Origin of the sequence: Legionella sp. W10-070, assembly GCF_900640175.1 — a bacterium.
In the GTDB taxonomy this organism is placed as follows: domain Bacteria; phylum Pseudomonadota; class Gammaproteobacteria; order Legionellales; family Legionellaceae; genus Tatlockia.
Genome location: NZ_CAAAJC010000005.1, coordinates 37,008 through 55,772, shown reverse-complemented (window position 1 = coordinate 55,772; position 18,765 = coordinate 37,008). Strand labels below are relative to the sequence as shown.

Below are 18,765 nucleotides of genomic sequence, written 5' to 3'. Positions count from 1 at the left end.
TGCAAGTTGTTTCAGACTGAGGGGTTATCAGTTTTTTGTAACAACTTTTCAAACTCATGAGAAGCTAAGGGCTCACAAAAATAAAAGCCTTGTGCCTCAGTACATTTGTTCGATTCCAGAAAATCAATTTGCTCTTTGGATTCTACGCCTTCTGCGACAATTTCCAGGTTAAGATTTTGAGCCAGATTAATAATTGACCGGATAATGACTTCATCTGCTTTGTTTAAGCAAATATTGTTAATATAGCAGGGGTCGATTTTTACTCTATCAATGGGGAAAAATTTAAGATGGTTTAGCATAGTATAACCAGAGCCAAAATTATCTAACGCAAGATGAACCCCCAGTTTTTTTAAGTCGCTGAATATTTTTCCAGCTTCCCCACTGGTGAGAATAATATTTTCTGTCATTTCTATTTCAAGATATTTGGCTTCCAGACCTGTCTCTTTTAGTATTCTGGCTACTACGTTGCTAAAATTGGGATGTTTGAGCTGCTTGGTTGCCACATTGACTGCAACGCGGATTTTGGGTAATCCTAAGTCCTGCCAACGTTTATTTTGCCTGCAGGCTTCTGTTATGACCCATTCACCAATCGGAAAGATAAGCCCTGTCTCCTCTGCCAAGGGGATGAAGTTAACTGGCGGAATGACTCCTTTTTGTGGATGCTGCCAACGAATCAGGGCTTCTGCAGAAACTAATTTTTGAGCTCCCAGGGCAAGCTGTGGTTGGTAATATAAAAAGAATTCTTTTTTTTCAATGGCTTGATATAGTTCGGCTTCTAACTCTAACCGATCGGCACTTTTTTTGCCGAGGCTGTGAGTATAAAATTGAAACTGATTCCCCCCCTGCTCCTTGGCTCGGTACATGGCAATATCTGCATTACGCAATAATTCATTGATGGTTTGACCATCATGGGGAAAAGTGGCGATACCAACACTTGCCGTAATCAGAATTTGATGAGTGCATATATCAAAGGGAGTGGCAAAAACATCTAATAATTTTCCAGCTATTTTCCCCGCGTGCGTTTCGTCTTCCAGTGATTTTAAGACGGCTACAAATTCATCGCCGCCGAGCCTTGCCAGCGTGTCTTCTTCCCGCATTACCTGTTGAATTCTTGATACAACATCCTGTAGTAATTTATCACCGGCAATGTGGCTGAAACTGTCATTTATTAATTTAAACCGATCTAAATCAAAAAACAAAAGACAAAACATTGAATTATTACGTTTGGAATGAGAGATTAATTGCAATAATCTATCAGTCAGGAGAATGCGGTTTGGCAATTGGGTCAGTGAATCATGGGTTGCCTGATATTGCAGCTGCTCTTCCAGTAAAGCCCGTTTGGTGATATCACGAAAGCACCATATGCGTCCCGAAACTTTATCGCGGAGTTTGTAAGGCTGAGTATAAATTTCAAGAACCCGGCGATCCTTGCATTTCAGTATTGTCGTCTTGCTGCTATTTTTTGAAGTAAGCAGTTTTTCTGTCAGTGCCAGAAAGGCTGCCGGTGATTCCAGTTTTTCGGTGATATACTCCAGTAGCAACCTGGCATCTTTGGTCTCCATCAACGCTCTGGAAATATGAAATATTTTCACCAGATTCTTATTATAATCAATCAGTTCATTGCAGGTGTTCATGACCAGGATACCATCAGCGGAGGATTCAAGGGTTCCTCTGGTAATTGAAAGTGATTCCTGTAATGATTTGGTACGTTCCTTCACCTGCTTTTCCAGCAAGCTGGTATAGTCGCGTGATTCTTGAAGTAATTGCCATTTTTTTGTAAGCGCACAGGATAATTGACGTACGGCAATACTATCGAAAGGCTTCTTCAATATAAGCAGATTTTCCCGTGGTCCCAAATGTTGGATGGTTTCTTCCCAGGTATAATCAGAGTATGCCGTACACAGTACAATCTGGATGTTGGGGTCAATTTCCCATATTCTTTTCGTTGTTTCGATGCCATCCCAGCCTGGAGGCATCCGAATGTCGACAAAAGCCAGAGCATAGGGGTCATTGTCTTTAATGGCCTGGGCAATTTTGCTCACGCCCTCCTGGCCTTGAGTCGCTGTAATTAATTCAAATCGGGGTAAACTGGCATCAGGGGCGCTTTTTTTACCGAATACCTGTTGCTCATAGTCCATTAAGGCTTTATCTTCGGAGGAATTTTTCGACTTTGTCAGTATCTTGATGAAGTCTGAATGAATGGCAGGGTTATCATCAATAATGAGAATTTTCACGCTGTTCATAACTGTCATCTAAACGTCTCCGTTTTACCTGTTTTAAAGGAATTGTCAAAATAAATTCTGCTCCATGACCAGGCCCCTTACTTTTCATTCTCAAAGCGCCCCCCAATTCTTTTGCCGCCAGTGCACTTGTATGTAAGCCAAATCCATGTCCATGTGTTTTGGTTGTAAAACCAAAGTTAAAAATTTTATTGTGGTATTCTTCATCAATACCGATACCGTTATCTTGAACGATGATTGACACCGTTTTTGTTGGAAGATGATTCTTTACAATGATCCGGATAAGTTTGCGGGAAATGGAGCCTTCCAAAGCAATCAGGGCATCGCTTGCGTTCTGGATTAAGTTAATAAGAATCTGCAGTAATTTTGTTTTATCAGTCATAATAAACAAATTATCCTGGACCTCTTGCTCGATATGAATATTTACCTTATCAAGCGAGCTTCTACAGACTGCAATTGCATTATTGATAATGTCAGCAAGAAAGAATTTTTCGATGACTTCAGGCATGCCGCTGATGGTTTTCTGCATGGCAACGATGTCTTCCATATGTGCTATCTGCTCATGCAGGTATTTGATTTCTTTAGTTATTTTTGTGTATTCATCAGAAATTTTTTTACCCAGGGCAAGAAGATAGTCTGGCAATATCTTGCCTTTTGGATCATCCCTAAAATAGGAGGCGAGATTATCCTGGTGATCTTTAATCATGGAAGAAACTGCCGTGAGATGATCTGGATAAGCTTGACCGGTGCTTTCCTTAAGAACATCCAGAGTGACATGAACACTATTCAGTACATTACCAATATTATGTAAAGTTGATGCAGCGATGTCCGCCATACCGGCGCGCCTTGCGATGCTTACCAACTGTGAGTTAAGCTTGCAGTTGGTTAAATAGTCCTGATAATGATTATAGGCAGAGCAAGTGCGGGCGATAAGCTCTTCTGCTGTAAAAGGCTTTGCCAGATAATCATCAGCCCCGGCATCAAGGTTGGAAATTAGGGCTTCCTTTCCAACTTTTGCTGTAATCAGGATAACAGGGATATTACGTGTGTCAGGATTAGCTTTCAGCGTTTTGGTCAGTTGATATCCATCCATGACAGGCATCATGACGTCGGAGAGGATAACCTGGGGTCGATATTGATGAATTGCTTCCAGGGCGAGCTGGCCGTTATCTGTGGTAATCACTTCAAATTTATCTTTAAGCAGTGAAATAATGTAAGCCTGAATATCATAATTGTCATCGGCGATAACAACCAGCGGACGATTTGATTTCGGCTGCAGGGATGCTATTGGGTTGCTTTCCTGGTTGCGTGAGAAACCGGCCTTAAATAACCGTACGGCAGCAGTATCTGTTGGTCTGGTTGTTTCAGGGAGTGGCTGGAAGCTGAAATGAGCTGGTAAGTCAATAATGAAAGTGGTTCCTTCGCCTGGTTCACTGTCGACAGAGATGTTTCCCTGCATAAGCTCGACAAGTTGTTTAACAACCGCCAACCCGATTCCTGTGCCTTCATGGACACGTGTAATGGATGAATCAACCTGGCGGAAGCGCTCAAATATTATTGGGAGTTGGGCTTTAGGGATGCCTGTGCCTGTGTCAGAAACCATTAAATTAATTCGCTCCCCTTGTTTGTTTAACTTCACAATGATAGAGCCGCCAACGGGAGTAAATTTCAGCGCATTGGAAAGCAAGTTCAATATGATTTTTTCAATGATCTGCTTGTCCAGAAGAATATTGTTAATTTCCTGTTCGGCAATAAATTGCAATTTAATTTGGCGCTTTTCCGCCAGATCCTTCATGTCATCAACCAGTTGAACGATCAGTTCATTTAAGTTGATAGGTTCTTCCTGGATACCAAACTTGCCTGCTTCCAGTTTTGAAGAGTCAAGGATATTATTAACCAGGATATAAAGTCTTGCTGCATTGCGCTGTATCCTGAACAGATTTTCTCTGAGTTCATCAGGAAGGGATTGAGGATCCTCCAGGATAGTTTTAAGCGGACCTAGAATTAAGGTCAGGGGTGTCCTTAGCTCATGGCTGATATTGGCGATAAAATCAGATTTTAATTGGCCAAGTTCTATCAAACTGGCATTTTTTTCACCTATTTCGACAATGGAGCGGCGGGCATTATCGAGTACAAAATTAATGAGCATCGTCAATTTCTGAATGCTTTCATTTTCAGCACGAACTTTGATGGTAAAATCAAAATCGCCTTTTACCGCTAAACAAAGCTGATTAGCGATGTCCTCTATGTATTGCTGTATTTCAGATAAGACCTGAGGCTGCATGTTAATTCCTTAACTTTGTCCACTGGATATGAATTTCACACTCATCATCTCCTGATTTCAGGCATTTGTTTTCTTTTATTAATGCTTTATCCTTATAATAATTAATAACCCAATGAGCCAGCCCTTTATATAAACCACAAAGCTTGTTGGGTGAGCGGTAGTGGGTAATGATTTCATTGGGGTATTTTTCAATAAGAAATTTATCGGTAATGGCCTTGCGTCTTTCTATATCAACCAGGCTGGTTGCAAAACAATTATGAATGGTTGGTTGTATTGATAAGAGCTCATAGGAGTTTTTTGACATCTGGAACCAGGTAGGAAAACGTTTGACTACGTCTTTACCAAAATAATCGGCATATAATTCTTCTACCTGTTCCTGGGTTAAATTTAATACGTCCTGGCTCGCCTTAAACAGACGCTGCCACTCTTCATCAGAGTAGACATTATTCATTTGAAACTGTTTGTCAGTAGAGATTTGAGCGAGTAGTTTGACTTGATCCGCAGTTTCCGGACCCTTTAGATCAGAAATCATTTCAATTAGCAGTTTTTGTATTAATCCAATCATAAATTTATCCTAATCAAGTTCAGAATAACCCATTCCCTGGAATGAGGAGCAATAGCCTGCTTTATCTCCAGATTTATTTTAAAGTATAGTTCCTATCTCCAATCAACAAGCATGAGTTGATGGTAATTTATTGAATTGTCATTGATAGGGTGGTTGGATAGTATAAAAATAGCATTTTGAAATATCCTGGCTATAAACCTTGATTACGCCGCGCTCATCAAGGATGCGTTCGCCAGGTTAATGACTTTGAGTCAGCAGTTCCCTGGCATGGGAGCGTGTTTGTTCGGTGATGGTTAAACCGCCAAGCATACGGGCAATTTCATCGACTTTTTCATTGTTGCCCAGTGCTATGATGCGTGAATAGGTTTGCTTATTGTCGCTATGTTTTTCAACAATAAAATGGTGGTGCGCGCAGGAGGCGACCTGAGGTTGATGGGTTACACAAAAAACCTGCAGGCGCTCGCCCAGTTTCCGTAATAGTTGTCCTACCAGAGCTGCTGTAGCACCGCCAATGCCTACATCCACCTCATCAAAAAGCAGGGTTGGTGTAGCGCCCCGTTGTGCTGTAATCATTTGAATGGCCAGACTAATCCTTGAGAGTTCTCCGCCGGATACAATTTTGGCTAATACTTCAGGCATCATTCCAGGGTTGGTGCAAACTTTATATTCAACCTTATCCAGGCCCTGAGGCTGCATTTTCTCCAGAGGAATAATATCAATTTCAATATACCCTTTGGGCATGCCAAGTTGCTGAATACAGGCGCTGATTGCTGCTGCTAATTTTTTTGCATGTGATTGCCTTGATGCCCTGAGTCTTTTTGAGGACAGTTCAAAGGCTTTCAGCTGGCAGGTATACTCTTGTTCCAGGCTGGTGATTTTACCTTTGGCGTCTTGCAGATACTTTAGTTCTTCCTCCAGAGCAAGGACATGCTCCAGGAGATGATTGGCATCCACATGGTATTTACGACCTGCCTGGTGCAAAGTGCTGAGCCGGGATTCTACTTCCTGAAGGCGTTCCGGATCCAGCTGTATTTGTCCTGCAAATTTTCTAATTTCATCAAAGGCTTCTTCACATTGAATGAGCGCATTATTAATTAATTCGCCGCAGGTTTGGATAGCTTTCTGTTCTTGTGGAAGGTTATGCAGCAAATGTAAAACCTCATTGAGTCCCTGGCAGATACTGGGCTGGTCTTCTGCATTCAATAATTGACTGATTTGCTGGGTGTTTTGTAAATAATCGTGTGCATGATGGAGCAACTGGTGTTCTTCATGCAGTTTTTGCATTTCATTTTTCTGTAAATTTAAAGCGAGTAATTCATTGATTTGAAATTGCAATAAGTGAATTTTATCGCTGCCTGCTTCCTGATGTTGCAGCGATTCAATTTCCTGACGGATTTTTTGACATTTTTTATAGGCCTGGCTGACTTCTTCAAGCAGTTCAAAATGTCCTGCATAACGGTCGAGCTGTTCCCTGTGGCTGGTATGTTGCATGAGGGTTTGGTGTTGATGCTGGCCATGAATGTGCACCAGCATCTGGCTTAATTCCTTGATTTTTTGCAGCGGGAAAGGCTGGCCATTAATGTAGGATTTTGACCGCCCTTCAGCATAAAGAACACGACGCAGGAGGATGGTTCCTTCCTCATAAGGCAAATCATTTTCTACCAGCCATTGAGCAGGTTCAGAATGAGGCTCGATTTGAAAGCAGGCGCAAATATCGCATTTTTCTTCACCAGGACGAATCACCGATGCATCAGCCCTGCTGCCTAAGGCAAGCATCAGCGCATCAATCATAATTGATTTGCCGGCTCCGGTTTCCCCGGTAAAGGCGGTCATGCCGGTGGAGAAATCCAGTTCAAGTTGCTTAACAATAGCGAAATTCTCAATGCGCAAGGTCGTCAGCATGATTAGTCCTGATTTTTTGATTCCCAGCCCAACTTAATTCTTAAGGTATCATAATAATGATAATCATTGGGATGAAGCAAGCGAAGTTGCTGGGCATTTTTTTCAATAGAGACCAGCTGTCCTGGTTTTACCAGGCGGGACTCATGGCCATCACAACTGATCCGCAGATCACTTTCATTGCGTTCACTGATTTTCAGATCAATTTTTACTTCGGCACTAACCACCAGCGGTCTTGAACTCAGGCTATGGGAAAACATCGGAACCAGCACGATGGCATTAAGTTGCGGATGCATGATAGGGCCTCCCGCCGATAAGGCGTAGGCTGTTGAACCGGTTGGGGTTGACAGAATCAAGCCATCCGAGCGATAACGGCTGACAAAACGCTGATTGATAAAGACATCAAACTCAATTAAATGGGTTTCATTGCCACGCCCCAGCACGACATCGTTAAGTGCATCGCCTTGAAAATAAATGGTTTCTCCATCATGAATGCGGGTATGTAATAAGAAACGTAATTCTTCCTCGTACCGGCCTGCTAAAACCGCACTGAGACAGGATTCTATATCGTTGGGTGAAATGTCAGTTAAGAACCCAAGGCGGCCCCTGTTGATACCGATAACCGGGACGTTGACCTTAATTGCCATGCGTGCGGCAGAAAGCAGGCTGCCATCTCCACCGACAACCACAATCAAATCCTGCTTTTTACCCATGGCGTTGCGGGCAAGGGTTGGTAAATCAACATCAAAATAGGTTGCGGTATCAATATCTAAAAAGGTGTCTACTTTCTCCTGCTGCAAGAAATCAACCAAGCGGTGTAAACTTTCGTTAACACCCTGATTTGCGCGATGCTGGCGTGCATACAAAATAACGCGTTTGAATTTCTGTTTCATTTGCTGATTAGCTGCTCTTTACGATATTAATGTTTAATCTTCGCTGGCTGCTCTGGAGGCTCGTTTGCGCTCATGTTCTTTTAATGCCTTTTTACGTATGCGAATGGATTGTGGTGTAACCTCTACCAGTTCGTCATCATCAATAAATTCCAGTGCCTGCTCGAGGGAGAATTTAATTGGCGGTGTAAGGAGGATGTTCTCGTCACTGCCTGATGCCCTGATATTGGTTAATTGTTTCTCTTTGGTGACATTGACAACCAAATCATTATCCCGTGCATGAATACCGACAACCATCCCTTCATAACAAACCGTTTGTGGTTCAATGAACAAGCGGCCTCGTTCCTGTAAATTGAACAGGGCAAAAGCCCGTGCAGCCCCCTGGCAATTGGCAATCAGCACGCCGTTATTTCGCTTGCCAATACGTCCGCGAAAGGCTGGGCCATAATGATCATAAACATGGTACATTAACCCTGTGCCTGAGGTGCTGGATAAAAATTCGGTATGGAAACCAATCAAGCCGCGCGTTGGAATAATATAATCCAGACGTACCCGGCCTTTGCCATCAGGAAGCATATTCTGCAGCTCACCACGGCGCTCGCCGAGCTTTTCCATAATGGTACCCTGATGATTCTCTTCCACATCAACGGTCAACCGTTCATAAGGTTCTTGCTGCTCGCCATTTTCTTCGCGCATGATAACCTCAGGCTTACAGATGGCAAGCTCATAACCTTCACGGCGCATGTTTTCAATTAAAATGGATATATGTAATTCACCTCGGCCGGACACCCTGAATTTATCAGGATCTTCGGTATCTTCTACCCGCAAGGCTACATTGTGCAGTAACTCGGTTTGCAACCGCTCTCTAAGCTTGCGGCTGGTAACAAATTTTCCTTCCTGGCCTGCAAAGGGTGAATCATTGACCTGAAACATCATGCTGATGGTCGGCTCGTCTACTGTCAGGGCTGGCAATGCCTCAACATGGTTGGGATCACAGAGAGTGTCGGAAATATTAAGTTGCTCAACCCCGGTGATGGCAATGATATCGCCCGCTCTGGCTTCTTCTATTTCAACGCGCTCCAGCCCTTTAAAGCCAAGCAACTGCAACAAACGGCCACTGCGGATGTTTCCTTCCTTATCAATAATTTTTACAGGCGATTTTGCCTTGACCTGGCCGCGGGTGACTCGGCCAATACCAATGGTGCCAACGTAAGATGAGTAATCCAGGGAGCTGATTTGCATCTGAAATGGGCCTTCTTCATCCACGGCAGGAGGTGCTACCTGCTCGATAATTGTTTGTAAAAGGGCGCTCATATCACTGGCTTCATCTTCCAAATCAAGCTTGGCATAACCATTCAGGGCGGAAGCATAGACTACCGGGAAATCCAATTGCTTATCGGTGGCTCCGAGGTTATCAAACAGATCAAAAACCTGATCCATGACCCAATGCGGCCTAGCCCCGGGGCGGTCAATTTTGTTGATGACAACAATGGGATTCAATCCACGGGCAAAGGCTTTTTGAGTAACGAAGCGGGTTTGGGGCATGGGACCGTCTACCGCATCGACTAATAATAAAACGCTGTCAACCATGGATAAGATACGTTCTACCTCGCCGCCAAAGTCAGCATGTCCCGGGGTGTCAACGATGTTAATCTGATAATCCTGCCAATGTACGCAGGTATTTTTAGCCAGAATGGTAATACCGCGCTCTTTTTCCAGGGCATTGGAATCCATTACCCGCTCCACTTTAGGAGCCCTTTCGTTTAAGGTACCGGTTTGTTGCAGTAATTTATCGACCAGGGTAGTTTTGCCATGATCGACGTGGGCAATAATGGCAATGTTGCGAATTTTTTCAATCATAAATGACCTGTGTTGGGACTAAAAGCGGAACTATCTAATAATAGCAAAGCAGTGTGTGTTCATGAATTTGTCATTATATACTGATCACACAAAAAATCCTATTCTAACTCCCCTCTGCCTTTGTAATAGCCAAAAGTAGTACTGTCTTGTTCGGCAGGGGTCTCCGGCGGTGGGGGCACGGGAGGAGCCGTATTGTAGTATAGGTTTCGATTGTGTTCGGAGTAATACCGCTTAAGCGATGATGATAATCGTGTTTTCATTTCAGGATTGTCAGCCAAATCGATAGCCTTATCGCCAGCTTTGTTTTTTATGTCAAGCAGGGAAGTATCTTGCTCAAGCAAGTATTGTACAATACTGGAGTGATTCAAGATGACAGCCAGGTGCAATGCCGTATTGCCTCTGTGGTCAACGGTTTTTACATCCGCCCCCGCTAAAAGGAGATCCTTTAACTCTTCTGGTTCATTTAATCTTGCCGCAGTTAACAAAGGGGGTTCGTTATATTGCTCAGAATCACTATTTCTGGCCTTCTCTCGGGCTAAAGTTTCATCATGATGGATTTTTCTAAAAATTCCTGATGTAGTCTGGGCAAATTGTTTTATTTGCTTTAAATCGTTGGCTGGGATCTCTTTTCCATAAGCTCGCCTTAATAACCGTTTCATTTCGGCAATAGAGTCTATCCCCAAAGGATTGGATGCCCCTAATGACTCACCAAAGTATGCATTATGGATTTCACTTTGAGAATCATGCTCTAGCAACTCTGCTACCTCTAGGTAGGATAGTGCCTCTAGTAAAAAGTTGTCAGACTGAAGCAGCATGTCCTGCTGCTGTTCCATGTTTTTGATTTTATAGGCTTCCGTTTTCATCGCTTGGGATAAATAATAAAAATAATTGGCTATCAATAAATAGCCTGGCGTTCCATGGTAGGGTGTTTCACCTTGCAGGATAGTTAAATAATCGGGCTGGTCTCCTGTCAGTTTTTCCTTAAGTATGGTTGTAATCAGCTGTTGGAAGCCCATATTCAGGGCATGATAAGAATGCCATTCCTGGGCAAGGACAAAGAATGCATCGCAGTTTGCCTTAGTCTCTGCAGACTCCTCCAGCAACTCAAGAAAATGAAAATAACCAAGCAAATAGCCAAGAGAAGACATGAACTGAGGTATTTGAAATCTAAAACCTGTTTCGTCATCCAGGCCAACACTCTGTAACTCACCATCCCAGAATGCTTTATAGCGGTCATCCATTAATCGAGTCAGTAATTCTTTATTTTCTGCCAATAATAAAATCAGTTCGTCAAGATCAAAGCCCTCAAGATAGGCATGAACTTGATTGAGGGCAGTAGGCGCCCCCAAATTCGCATTACGCAGCAAGACATCCAATTTATTAGCTTTTCTGGGAAATAATGTTTTATCCATGAAGTCCTCGTTATCCAATTCTGTTCCTTCTTAAATCCTGTATAAAAATGCGGCCATCTTGAAGACAGACTAACCTTCATCAATTGTTTCAAGATAGCACGCAGATATCACGGAGGTTATGGCCCTTCTATCAGTATAGGCTTTTTGATAGTACTCTCGCTGGTTGATTGTTGCTTTTCTTCTTCGTTTGCATGTTTTACTAATGTCTTTTTCAGCAATTCGCTATTTTCCTGGTGGGCAAGGAACATCATTTTTTTAGCATAAGCTCCCAGGTTTTTATATCGCTCAGTACTTGATTTTTTGCGCTCTTCTTTAACAATTACCTTCTCTGCGGCAGTTTCTTCTGGCGCTATCATTGTTCCTTCATCTTCTACATTGCTGCTTTTTTCCAGCACAGCTTCTTCAGGATGAGGCGATAGGACTTTGTGTGTTTCGACTGCCTGGATAAACGCTTGCTGGAGATTACGTACCCCATTTTGCAAAGTGAATCTAGCGGTTAGCAACTGCTGGGCAGCAACCACTGTCTGATAATTTTTAGAGGCAGCAGGGGTGTCAGCATGTGACTGCTGATCCAGCTCTCTTCCAAGGATGGAGGTAAGGATATCCTTAACGGGGTCTCGAGCAAGCCCTCGACGCTTGTAATCCGACTCAATTTTTTCTTTAGAATTCCAGATTTTCTTGCCGTGATGCAGACCATACTTCTTCTCTCCCAAATCAACAGCATCTCCATGGCTTCCTTTAGGGTACTTGCTCGTCTCGACAGGGTAGTACTCTTTACCGGTTACGCAACCCCATTTGGTGTATACAACCCCCACATCGAGAACACTTATGATGGCAGAGCCGTTATTTCGCATCCCCATGTCATCCATACGGCATACGTATTTACTCCTGTTTTTTAATTCAGCTAATTCACTTGGTTCGCACCAGGGGTAAATTTCCAGGTAGGGATTATTTAACTCCAATCCTTCTTGTTTAATTTTTTCCTCCAGAACCCTTTTGGCAGTCTGCCAATATTGTCTCTTTTCCTTACTTTGCTGAGAGAGAAAAGAGCAGGGGGAGAGTTGTTGATACCCGCTTACAAGCTCTTTTCCATAGCGTTCGATAAAGAGCTGTTGCATTAATTCATTGTATTGAGGATCGCCTGCAACAAGGACTTTGGGCGGATGAGTCAGGGTTTTCTTTATACTTTGCTCCTGCACCTTAATTGCTTTAGCGATACTTAATGCTTCTTCAAACCCTTTGCCTGGGCGTATTGTTCCAAAACTTAAGATGTTAGGCTCTTTTTGGATTATCAATTCTGGTCGCATGGGCTTGCCGCTCAGTACCTGTGAAGCGACGGTTAATCCTGCTTTGCTTTGTAAGTCATAGGTTTCAATCGGCCAGTTTCTTTCAGATTTGCGGGAATGATCCAGGTCGCCACAGAGAGAGGCTTTGACTGCGTTATTTTTATCTTTTTCATTAAAAAATAACACCGTATCTGCTTCTCTGAGTAAGTCATGCGTCATTTTCTGCAAATGAGGCCTGGTGTAGTTTTGTTTATATTCATGAACGGTGATATTAACAGTCAGCCCGTTTTCCTTAAACAAAACGATATCCTCTGGCATGATGAAAGCCCCGGTATCTGGTGGGCGGATGTGGATATCAATGCCACATTGCTTATCTTTGCCAAGGTCTGACATCGTCTGAATTAGCTGAGCAATAATTATTTTTCTATCTGGATCTTGTCTTGCAATTTCAAGTACTTTATAGAATTGTTGGGCTGTGGCAGGCTTACGAGCAGTAAATTTGCCAACCGCTTGATTTTCAATATCATAATAACTGTCGCTTATTCCGGAAAGTTGATTAATAATGGATATTAATTTTTCTTCATCGTATGAAGAAGGTTCAAACTGCTGCTTCAGGTTATTTAACAGCTCCAGGGCCAGATCAAATGCTTTTAGTTTTTCTTTGGCTTGCAGCAGTTTTTGTTCGGTTCCTTTTAACAGGTCTTCACCGGGCTTAATAATCTTAATCAGCAATTGCAGGGGCGCTCGATGATTAATAAAATCCTGGTAAGCAACAGGCTCGGCAATTCCATTGGTTGATAAGCATTGGTTCAGTTTTTTCAGTGTGCTGGATATTTTCTGAGTGTCTCGCTCCTTTTCATTGAGTAACCTGGCGAGCTTTGATTTCCATAAGGACAACTTGTTATAAATTACTTTTGTTTCACTCAGGTCAGATAATTCCTTGTCGGCTACAGAATATTCTGTTTCTGCCTCTTCCCGCTGTTTGACGACGGCATCAATATGTGCCTGTATGTCTTTTTCCTCAAGTATTCTTGTAATCTCATTGGTATTTCGGTAAGCAATTAATTCTAAGTTACCTCGTGCATCTTGTATTACTTGCGGTGTTCTCAAGGTGACGTTACCTTTAATCCTCTCTTCTGCTATCTTTCGCGCTTCCTTGGTCAGATATTGATAACCGCTGATTACCGTTTGTCCATTGGCTACGGGCTGCAAGACATAAACACTGGGAACGGTATCGGCAGGTATTGGTTTTACTCCCTCTGGAGCAACAAGGTTATAATGTTTATCCTTCTGTTTTAACCAGATACATTCCGTTTGGCTGCCATATTGGCTAAAGCCCTCGACCAATGATTTGGCATATTGTCCATCCCCTGTTTTTGCTTCTTCATCAAAGGGGGCTGTTAATAAAAAGAGCATGTCAGGTACTTCTAATTTCAACGAGCCAAGGATTTTTTTAATATTGCCAACTGCTTGCTCAATCGTCTGCTCAGACAATAACGTCTTCATTTTTTCACTGAAGGTCATCAATTGCGTGGAAGCTTCCAAGTCTAAAGGTGGGCTTGCAACCGAGGAGAGATTTTTTTGGAGATCTATGAATAAATCGCTAACATAGGCTAAAAGACTTTCTTCTGGTTCCTTTTTTCCTGCTATCTGAGCTTTAAGTATTTCTAAAGAATCGATAAGCTGCATAGCAGTAGCAAAAATAATTTTTCGTTTCATCGTTAGTACCAAAAAGGGTCTGGGGACTATATATGAATCATAAAGACTAATTATTAAGTGAACATTAAAAGCATTAGGAAGATGAAAAAATATTAAGCAATTTGTCTGGCTATTCAGAGTAGCTCTGAATTACGTAAAGATTTATAGTTTTTAGACGCAGGGAAAAGACAGTTTTTGTCCTTCTCCACAGGCAGTTTGCATATCTGTTAAAAGTTGAAGGTCATCCTGATTTTTTAAGCGATTATTTTGATAGAAGGCTTTTTCACCAAATAGTTCGTCAATGTTATCAAGAAGCCGGATATAGGAATAAGTCATTAAGCCTGTTGAGGCAGCCAGCAAGCCTGCACCGAGCAAAGGTACTTCGGGAATGATGGCGATTGACAGTAAAAACGCAGTGACCGCAATGATGCCGACACTAAACCAGAATAGGGCTGCAAGGGCATTACCTACCCGGCTCAGGGAAGCTTTGGCTGGTAAACTGGCATTATTCGATTGAATGTTGTTAATAAACTCCTGCGATTTACTATCTTGAGGGTCTTCTGCAATGCGTTCCAGATGACTGATCAGGGTTGCATACTCACGAATTAAATTTCTTTTATCCTGGATTATGCTGGCATTCATCAAGAGCGTTTGGTAATTCTCTATTACCCGATCGATGTCAGTGGCGGCGTTGCTGAAAAACGCTGCTATTGCTGCTTGTCCGTGTTTTTCTAATTCCTGCTTTTTATCGTTTAGTTTTTTTTGTAATGTCCGTAAAGAAAGGGTATGTCGTGTAAAAGAATGAGCATAATTTTCTTTAAAAAACAGGGGCATGGTATTTCCCTCCTTCTGGTGCCTAATGCATAACGGGCATACACATCCATAATGTCATTGTGTAAAATACTGCTTTTTTTAGTGGCTGGCGTTTTCTGGTCATAATGGCTGTTAGCGTTAAAGCAATAATGCCCGGATAAGTCAGCTTGAGAATGGGAGCCAGAAATGCAGCAATACCCTTGAAATCGAGGAGGGAAATGATAAAAGATGAAACAGTTGTAAACAATAGGGGCAGGTAAAATTTATCAGTTGGTATCTTAAAGGTGGTACAAAGGTATCTGGCATAGAGATTATTGAGAGCGACGGCTGTTGTCAGGCAAGAGAAGAACATGGCAACGCCAATGAATAAGGTAGCATAATTACCCATTGCTTGCCTGGCAATGCTTGGCAGCATCAATTCTGGAGCGGTATTGTTCATTGCCAGGGAATAATGAGAACCAAGAAATACAAAACCCAGGTAAATAAGCGCCAACAGGCTTGCGCCAAGGATGCTGGGTTTAATTGCAAATAATACAATCTCCCGATTGCTTGCATCAGGCATCGCTTGCTGGATTTGATTAAATATCAGGGCAGAAAAGAAAAAAGCAGCAAACAAATCCATGGTCTGATAACCTGTAGTGAAACCATTTATAAAGGCAGTATTGCTTGCAATATGTTCCGTACTAACAGGCGCTTTGGCTGCCGCAATCAGAATTAGAATGACAAGCGTAATTAGTAGAATTGGGCTCATCCATTTACCCAATAATTTAATCATTAGCCTGTCGTTGAGGCAAAAGAAAAAAGTCAGGGTGCAGAAGACAAAACTAAAGAAAATAAGTTTGAGATGGGGTATAAGATAGCCAAGGCTACCATAAGCAACGGTAATGCAACGGGGCACTACGCCGAATGAACCGAGTAAGGAGAGCATAAAAAAAGGTAATAATACCGAGGCTATTTTGCCGGTTTCGCCAAAAAAAGCATGGTAGTTTCCCCGGTACAATTTGATGACAAAAAGCCCGGTTAAGGGCAGCAAGATCCCGGTAACGAACAGCCCCAGGAATCCAGGAAGCCAGTTATCGCCTGCAGCGTAGCCAATTTGCAGTGGAAATACCAAATTGCCAGAACCAAAAAACATTGCAAAAATTGCGAACCCGTAAATAAAAACCGATTTGTACTGTTGCATAACTTGCCTTTATGTTTGCTGTTAGATGATAGGTAATTGATGGTAGCGAGTTAGATGGCCACAGGGGCCACAGTGACGATGAACGGAGTAGTGGCAGGGTAATCGAGAAAATAGTAGATTTTCTCAAAAACAAATAAGAACGGGTTATTACTTTTGGGGGGGGGCAAAAAATTTTCCATTAATAATCTTGTCTATTTATGCGGCAAACAAATTCCTTTATACACAGAATGCACCTGATTTGCAAGCCAGAATTTGCCTGAGAGGCATCCGACCACACAGTATTTTTTATACTATACTGCTAAATAGACTAATAAAAAGGATGCTATTATGTCTCTATTTCGCAAGGATAAAAGCAAAGAAACCGCTAAGGCTTCCCTGAATGATGCTGCTTTAAAGGCTGAGTCTAACAAATCTAAAAGGAGGACGTTAGGGAGTTTTTTTTCTAACCCCTTCCAACAAAAAGCGAGGGCAGGCAGTCTGCAACTCAAACCTGAGACGGTTGATGAATTTATTGAAACAGTTCGTCAAGGCGGCAATTACTTACAAAAGCTGGAAGATAAACACTGGGAAATCCTGATTAAAGTCGCAAATCAGGGACAATTTCCAGAAAATATCGATTTTCTGAAGAAATTTAATGATTATATAGAGAATAAGACCACAGGGGAGAATTTATACCATTATCTTGATGGATTAAACATTGATGACGATGGGTATACAAAATCTTTGGCCGGTTACAGGAAGGATAATTTGCTCGATAGTGAGACGGCCAAGGAGGCCTATACCCAAATTGCAGTGTCAATTACCTCCTTATTGATTTCTAACCTGCGGACAAAGCGAAACACTATCGAGAATATCTTGCAACCTGCCGATGATAATAAGATAGGGCACGGTATGAGATAATTGCTTTGTATGGAGCGACTTGAACCCGCGCTTATTTATTAATAATTTGAATGGCATCGTCCCGATCGGCTGCGAGGATCTCCATTAAATAGCGATGCAGTACTGCCGCTTCCGAGGCTAGACCAAGCAAACGCTCTTCTTTATCCAAAACGGCTATATCGCCACTCCCGTTTGTTCCAATGGTTTCGATATATTTTATTAATGACTCGTTTAGATACACGCAGAGGGATGGTTTTTGGGCAAGATTACAAAGTGGCAGCGGCGGTGTCTCAGTAACGGCTTCTATGAGTTGTTGGCATGAAATCAGCCCAAGAAAACGCCCATTTCTTTCTTCTATTGCCACGATAGATGTTTCTGTTTCCACAGCTTCTTTTACCGCCGCATCGGGAGGCATTTCTACCAGCAGACGTGGTGGGTTAGTAAGAGGGACATCAGAAAATTTTAAATCCCGCAAACGGCCAATGTCTCTGGGTCCTAAGAGGTCATTGCCCCGAATATGAAATCGCCAGGTTGAAAAGGAATAACCAAACCAGTAACGGGTGAGGTAGCTGGCAATAATTACGGTGATTGCTGTGGTCACTACGCCAATTTGCAAGCCGGCTGTTTCCACCATGAGTAATACAATAGCAATCGGTGTGCCGATGATTGACGTCGTTACTGCGGCCATACCGGCAACAACCGCCAAATCAAGTGGTACAGTATGGCCAAAAACAGGGATAAGAATAAGATCATGGATAATATATCCAAGTGCGGCGCCCAGGAACAGTGAGGCAGAAAACAAGCCTCCACGAAATCCGGAACCCACACAGACAATGGACGCAGCCATCTTTGCAATTAACATAATTGCCATGGTTGTTATCAGATCATAGCCGGTGAGAATTTCAATAATATTATGATGACCTGGTCCCATGACTTCAGGGACTGCTAATGAAATTAAGCCAAGAATCAGGCCGCCTATGACCGGTCTTGAGAGGATAGGCGTCCGTGTAAAGGCTAAGAGTTTTTCAAAACTTGTTGTACCATGCATGACGGCAATACCAATAATGGTCGCCGAGATGCCCGTTACAGCCGCTAAAACAAAATGCCAAAGCGCCGGAGCGCCTACGTCAGAAGCAAGAAAAAGCGGCTGGTAGCCAATCAACATATACACTACATGGCTACTCATCGCGCTTGCCAATAAAGTGGGCAACAAGGCGCGCATGGCATAACCGCCCACAACCAGTTCAAGGGCATAGAACGTCCCGGCAAGCGGGGCTCCAAAAATTGCTGTCAATCCTGCGCCGGTGCCACAGGAAACAAGGATACGCCGTTCACGTCGCGCAAGTTTCAGGCGTTGCCCCACAAAACTTAATAGTCCTGCGCCAAGTTGAGTCATCGCCGCCTCAAAACCTACCGAACCCCCAATAGTAATTGAAATGATGGAAAGCCCTACCAATATAAGGCTGTCAGGGAGTGACATTTTTCCGCCTTTCAGGGCGTTTGCTTCGACAGGGTCAACGATTGCCAGACGTCCCGTGCGACCAAGAAAATATAAAAGTGAGCCTAGGAGAAGGCCGCCTATCAGCATCACTGGCATGATTCGCCAGAGTATAATGCCCTTGGAGCCATAGAGATTGATATTCACACCAAAGAGCAAGGTTTGCATAAACCCTACCCCGACACGAATGCCAGCGACAGCGGCACCGATCACTATTCCGCCAATGGCGGCAAGGGCAAACATTCTGCTATTCCCAAA

At 42.9% G+C, this 18,765-nt stretch carries 12 protein-coding genes; 1 reads left to right on the top strand and 11 read right to left on the bottom strand.

From position 1 onward, the window contains the following. Nucleotides 1-11: 11 nt before the first annotated feature. The 10 genes from E1O65_RS03155 to E1O65_RS03110 all read right to left on the bottom strand — a co-directional run bounded on the left by E1O65_RS03155 (nt 12) and on the right by E1O65_RS03110 (nt 16,130). Complete coding sequence (locus E1O65_RS03155) at nt 12-2,252, bottom strand: EAL domain-containing protein (protein WP_347400066.1); 2,241 nt, start codon at nt 2,250-2,252, stop codon at nt 12-14. Next, the gene (locus E1O65_RS03150; protein WP_133132147.1) at nt 2,215-4,524 is read right to left on the bottom strand and encodes an ATP-binding protein; all 2,310 of its coding nucleotides are present in this window, start codon (nt 4,522-4,524) and stop codon (nt 2,215-2,217) included. The genes E1O65_RS03155 and E1O65_RS03150 overlap by 38 nt, the downstream gene beginning before the upstream one ends. A 1-nt stretch (nt 4,525) precedes the next feature. Beyond that, entirely contained in the window at nt 4,526-5,089 is a 564-nt protein-coding gene (locus E1O65_RS03145) for a heme NO-binding domain-containing protein (RefSeq protein WP_133132146.1), read from the bottom strand. A 237-nt stretch (nt 5,090-5,326) separates the two neighbouring features. Further along, the gene (gene recN, locus E1O65_RS03140) at nt 5,327-6,991 is read right to left on the bottom strand and encodes a DNA repair protein RecN (protein WP_133132145.1); all 1,665 of its coding nucleotides are present in this window, start codon (nt 6,989-6,991) and stop codon (nt 5,327-5,329) included. Nucleotides 6,992-6,993: 2 nt separating this feature from the next. Continuing rightward, complete coding sequence (locus tag E1O65_RS03135; RefSeq protein ID WP_133132144.1) at nt 6,994-7,881, bottom strand: NAD(+) kinase; 888 nt, start codon at nt 7,879-7,881, stop codon at nt 6,994-6,996. Nucleotides 7,882-7,914: 33 nt separating this feature from the next. Then, nucleotides 7,915-9,738, bottom strand: coding sequence for a translational GTPase TypA (gene typA / locus E1O65_RS03130; protein ID WP_133132143.1), 1,824 nt, complete (start codon nt 9,736-9,738; stop codon nt 7,915-7,917). A gap of 98 nt (nt 9,739-9,836) precedes the next feature. Next, nucleotides 9,837-11,168, bottom strand: coding sequence for a DUF5630 domain-containing protein (locus E1O65_RS03125; RefSeq protein WP_165474886.1), 1,332 nt, complete (start codon nt 11,166-11,168; stop codon nt 9,837-9,839). A gap of 98 nt (nt 11,169-11,266) precedes the next feature. Further along, nucleotides 11,267-14,155: a hypothetical protein gene (locus E1O65_RS03120; RefSeq protein ID WP_133132141.1), complete on the bottom strand. Its 2,889-nt coding sequence runs from the start codon at nt 14,153-14,155 to the stop codon at nt 11,267-11,269. Between the two features lie 150 nt (nt 14,156-14,305). Next, nucleotides 14,306-14,968 carry a hypothetical protein gene (locus tag E1O65_RS03115; protein WP_133132140.1) on the bottom strand — a complete coding sequence of 221 codons (663 nt, stop codon included), beginning with the start codon at nt 14,966-14,968 and terminating at the stop codon, nt 14,306-14,308. 22 nt (nt 14,969-14,990) lie between these two features. After that, a complete protein-coding gene (locus E1O65_RS03110) occupies nt 14,991-16,130 on the bottom strand; it encodes a branched-chain amino acid transport system II carrier protein (RefSeq protein WP_133132139.1) in 1,140 nt (379 codons plus the stop codon). A gap of 327 nt (nt 16,131-16,457) precedes the next feature. On the opposite strand from E1O65_RS03110, the gene E1O65_RS03105 reads away from it, so the two are divergent. Beyond that, complete coding sequence (locus tag E1O65_RS03105) at nt 16,458-17,030, top strand: hypothetical protein (protein WP_133132138.1); 573 nt, start codon at nt 16,458-16,460, stop codon at nt 17,028-17,030. A 31-nt stretch (nt 17,031-17,061) separates the two neighbouring features. On the opposite strand, the gene E1O65_RS03100 is transcribed toward E1O65_RS03105, so the two are convergent. Continuing rightward, nucleotides 17,062-18,750 (bottom strand): chloride channel protein, encoded by a 1,689-nt coding sequence (locus tag E1O65_RS03100; RefSeq protein WP_165474885.1) that lies wholly within the window; start codon nt 18,748-18,750, stop codon nt 17,062-17,064. Nucleotides 18,751-18,765: the final 15 nt, after the last annotated feature.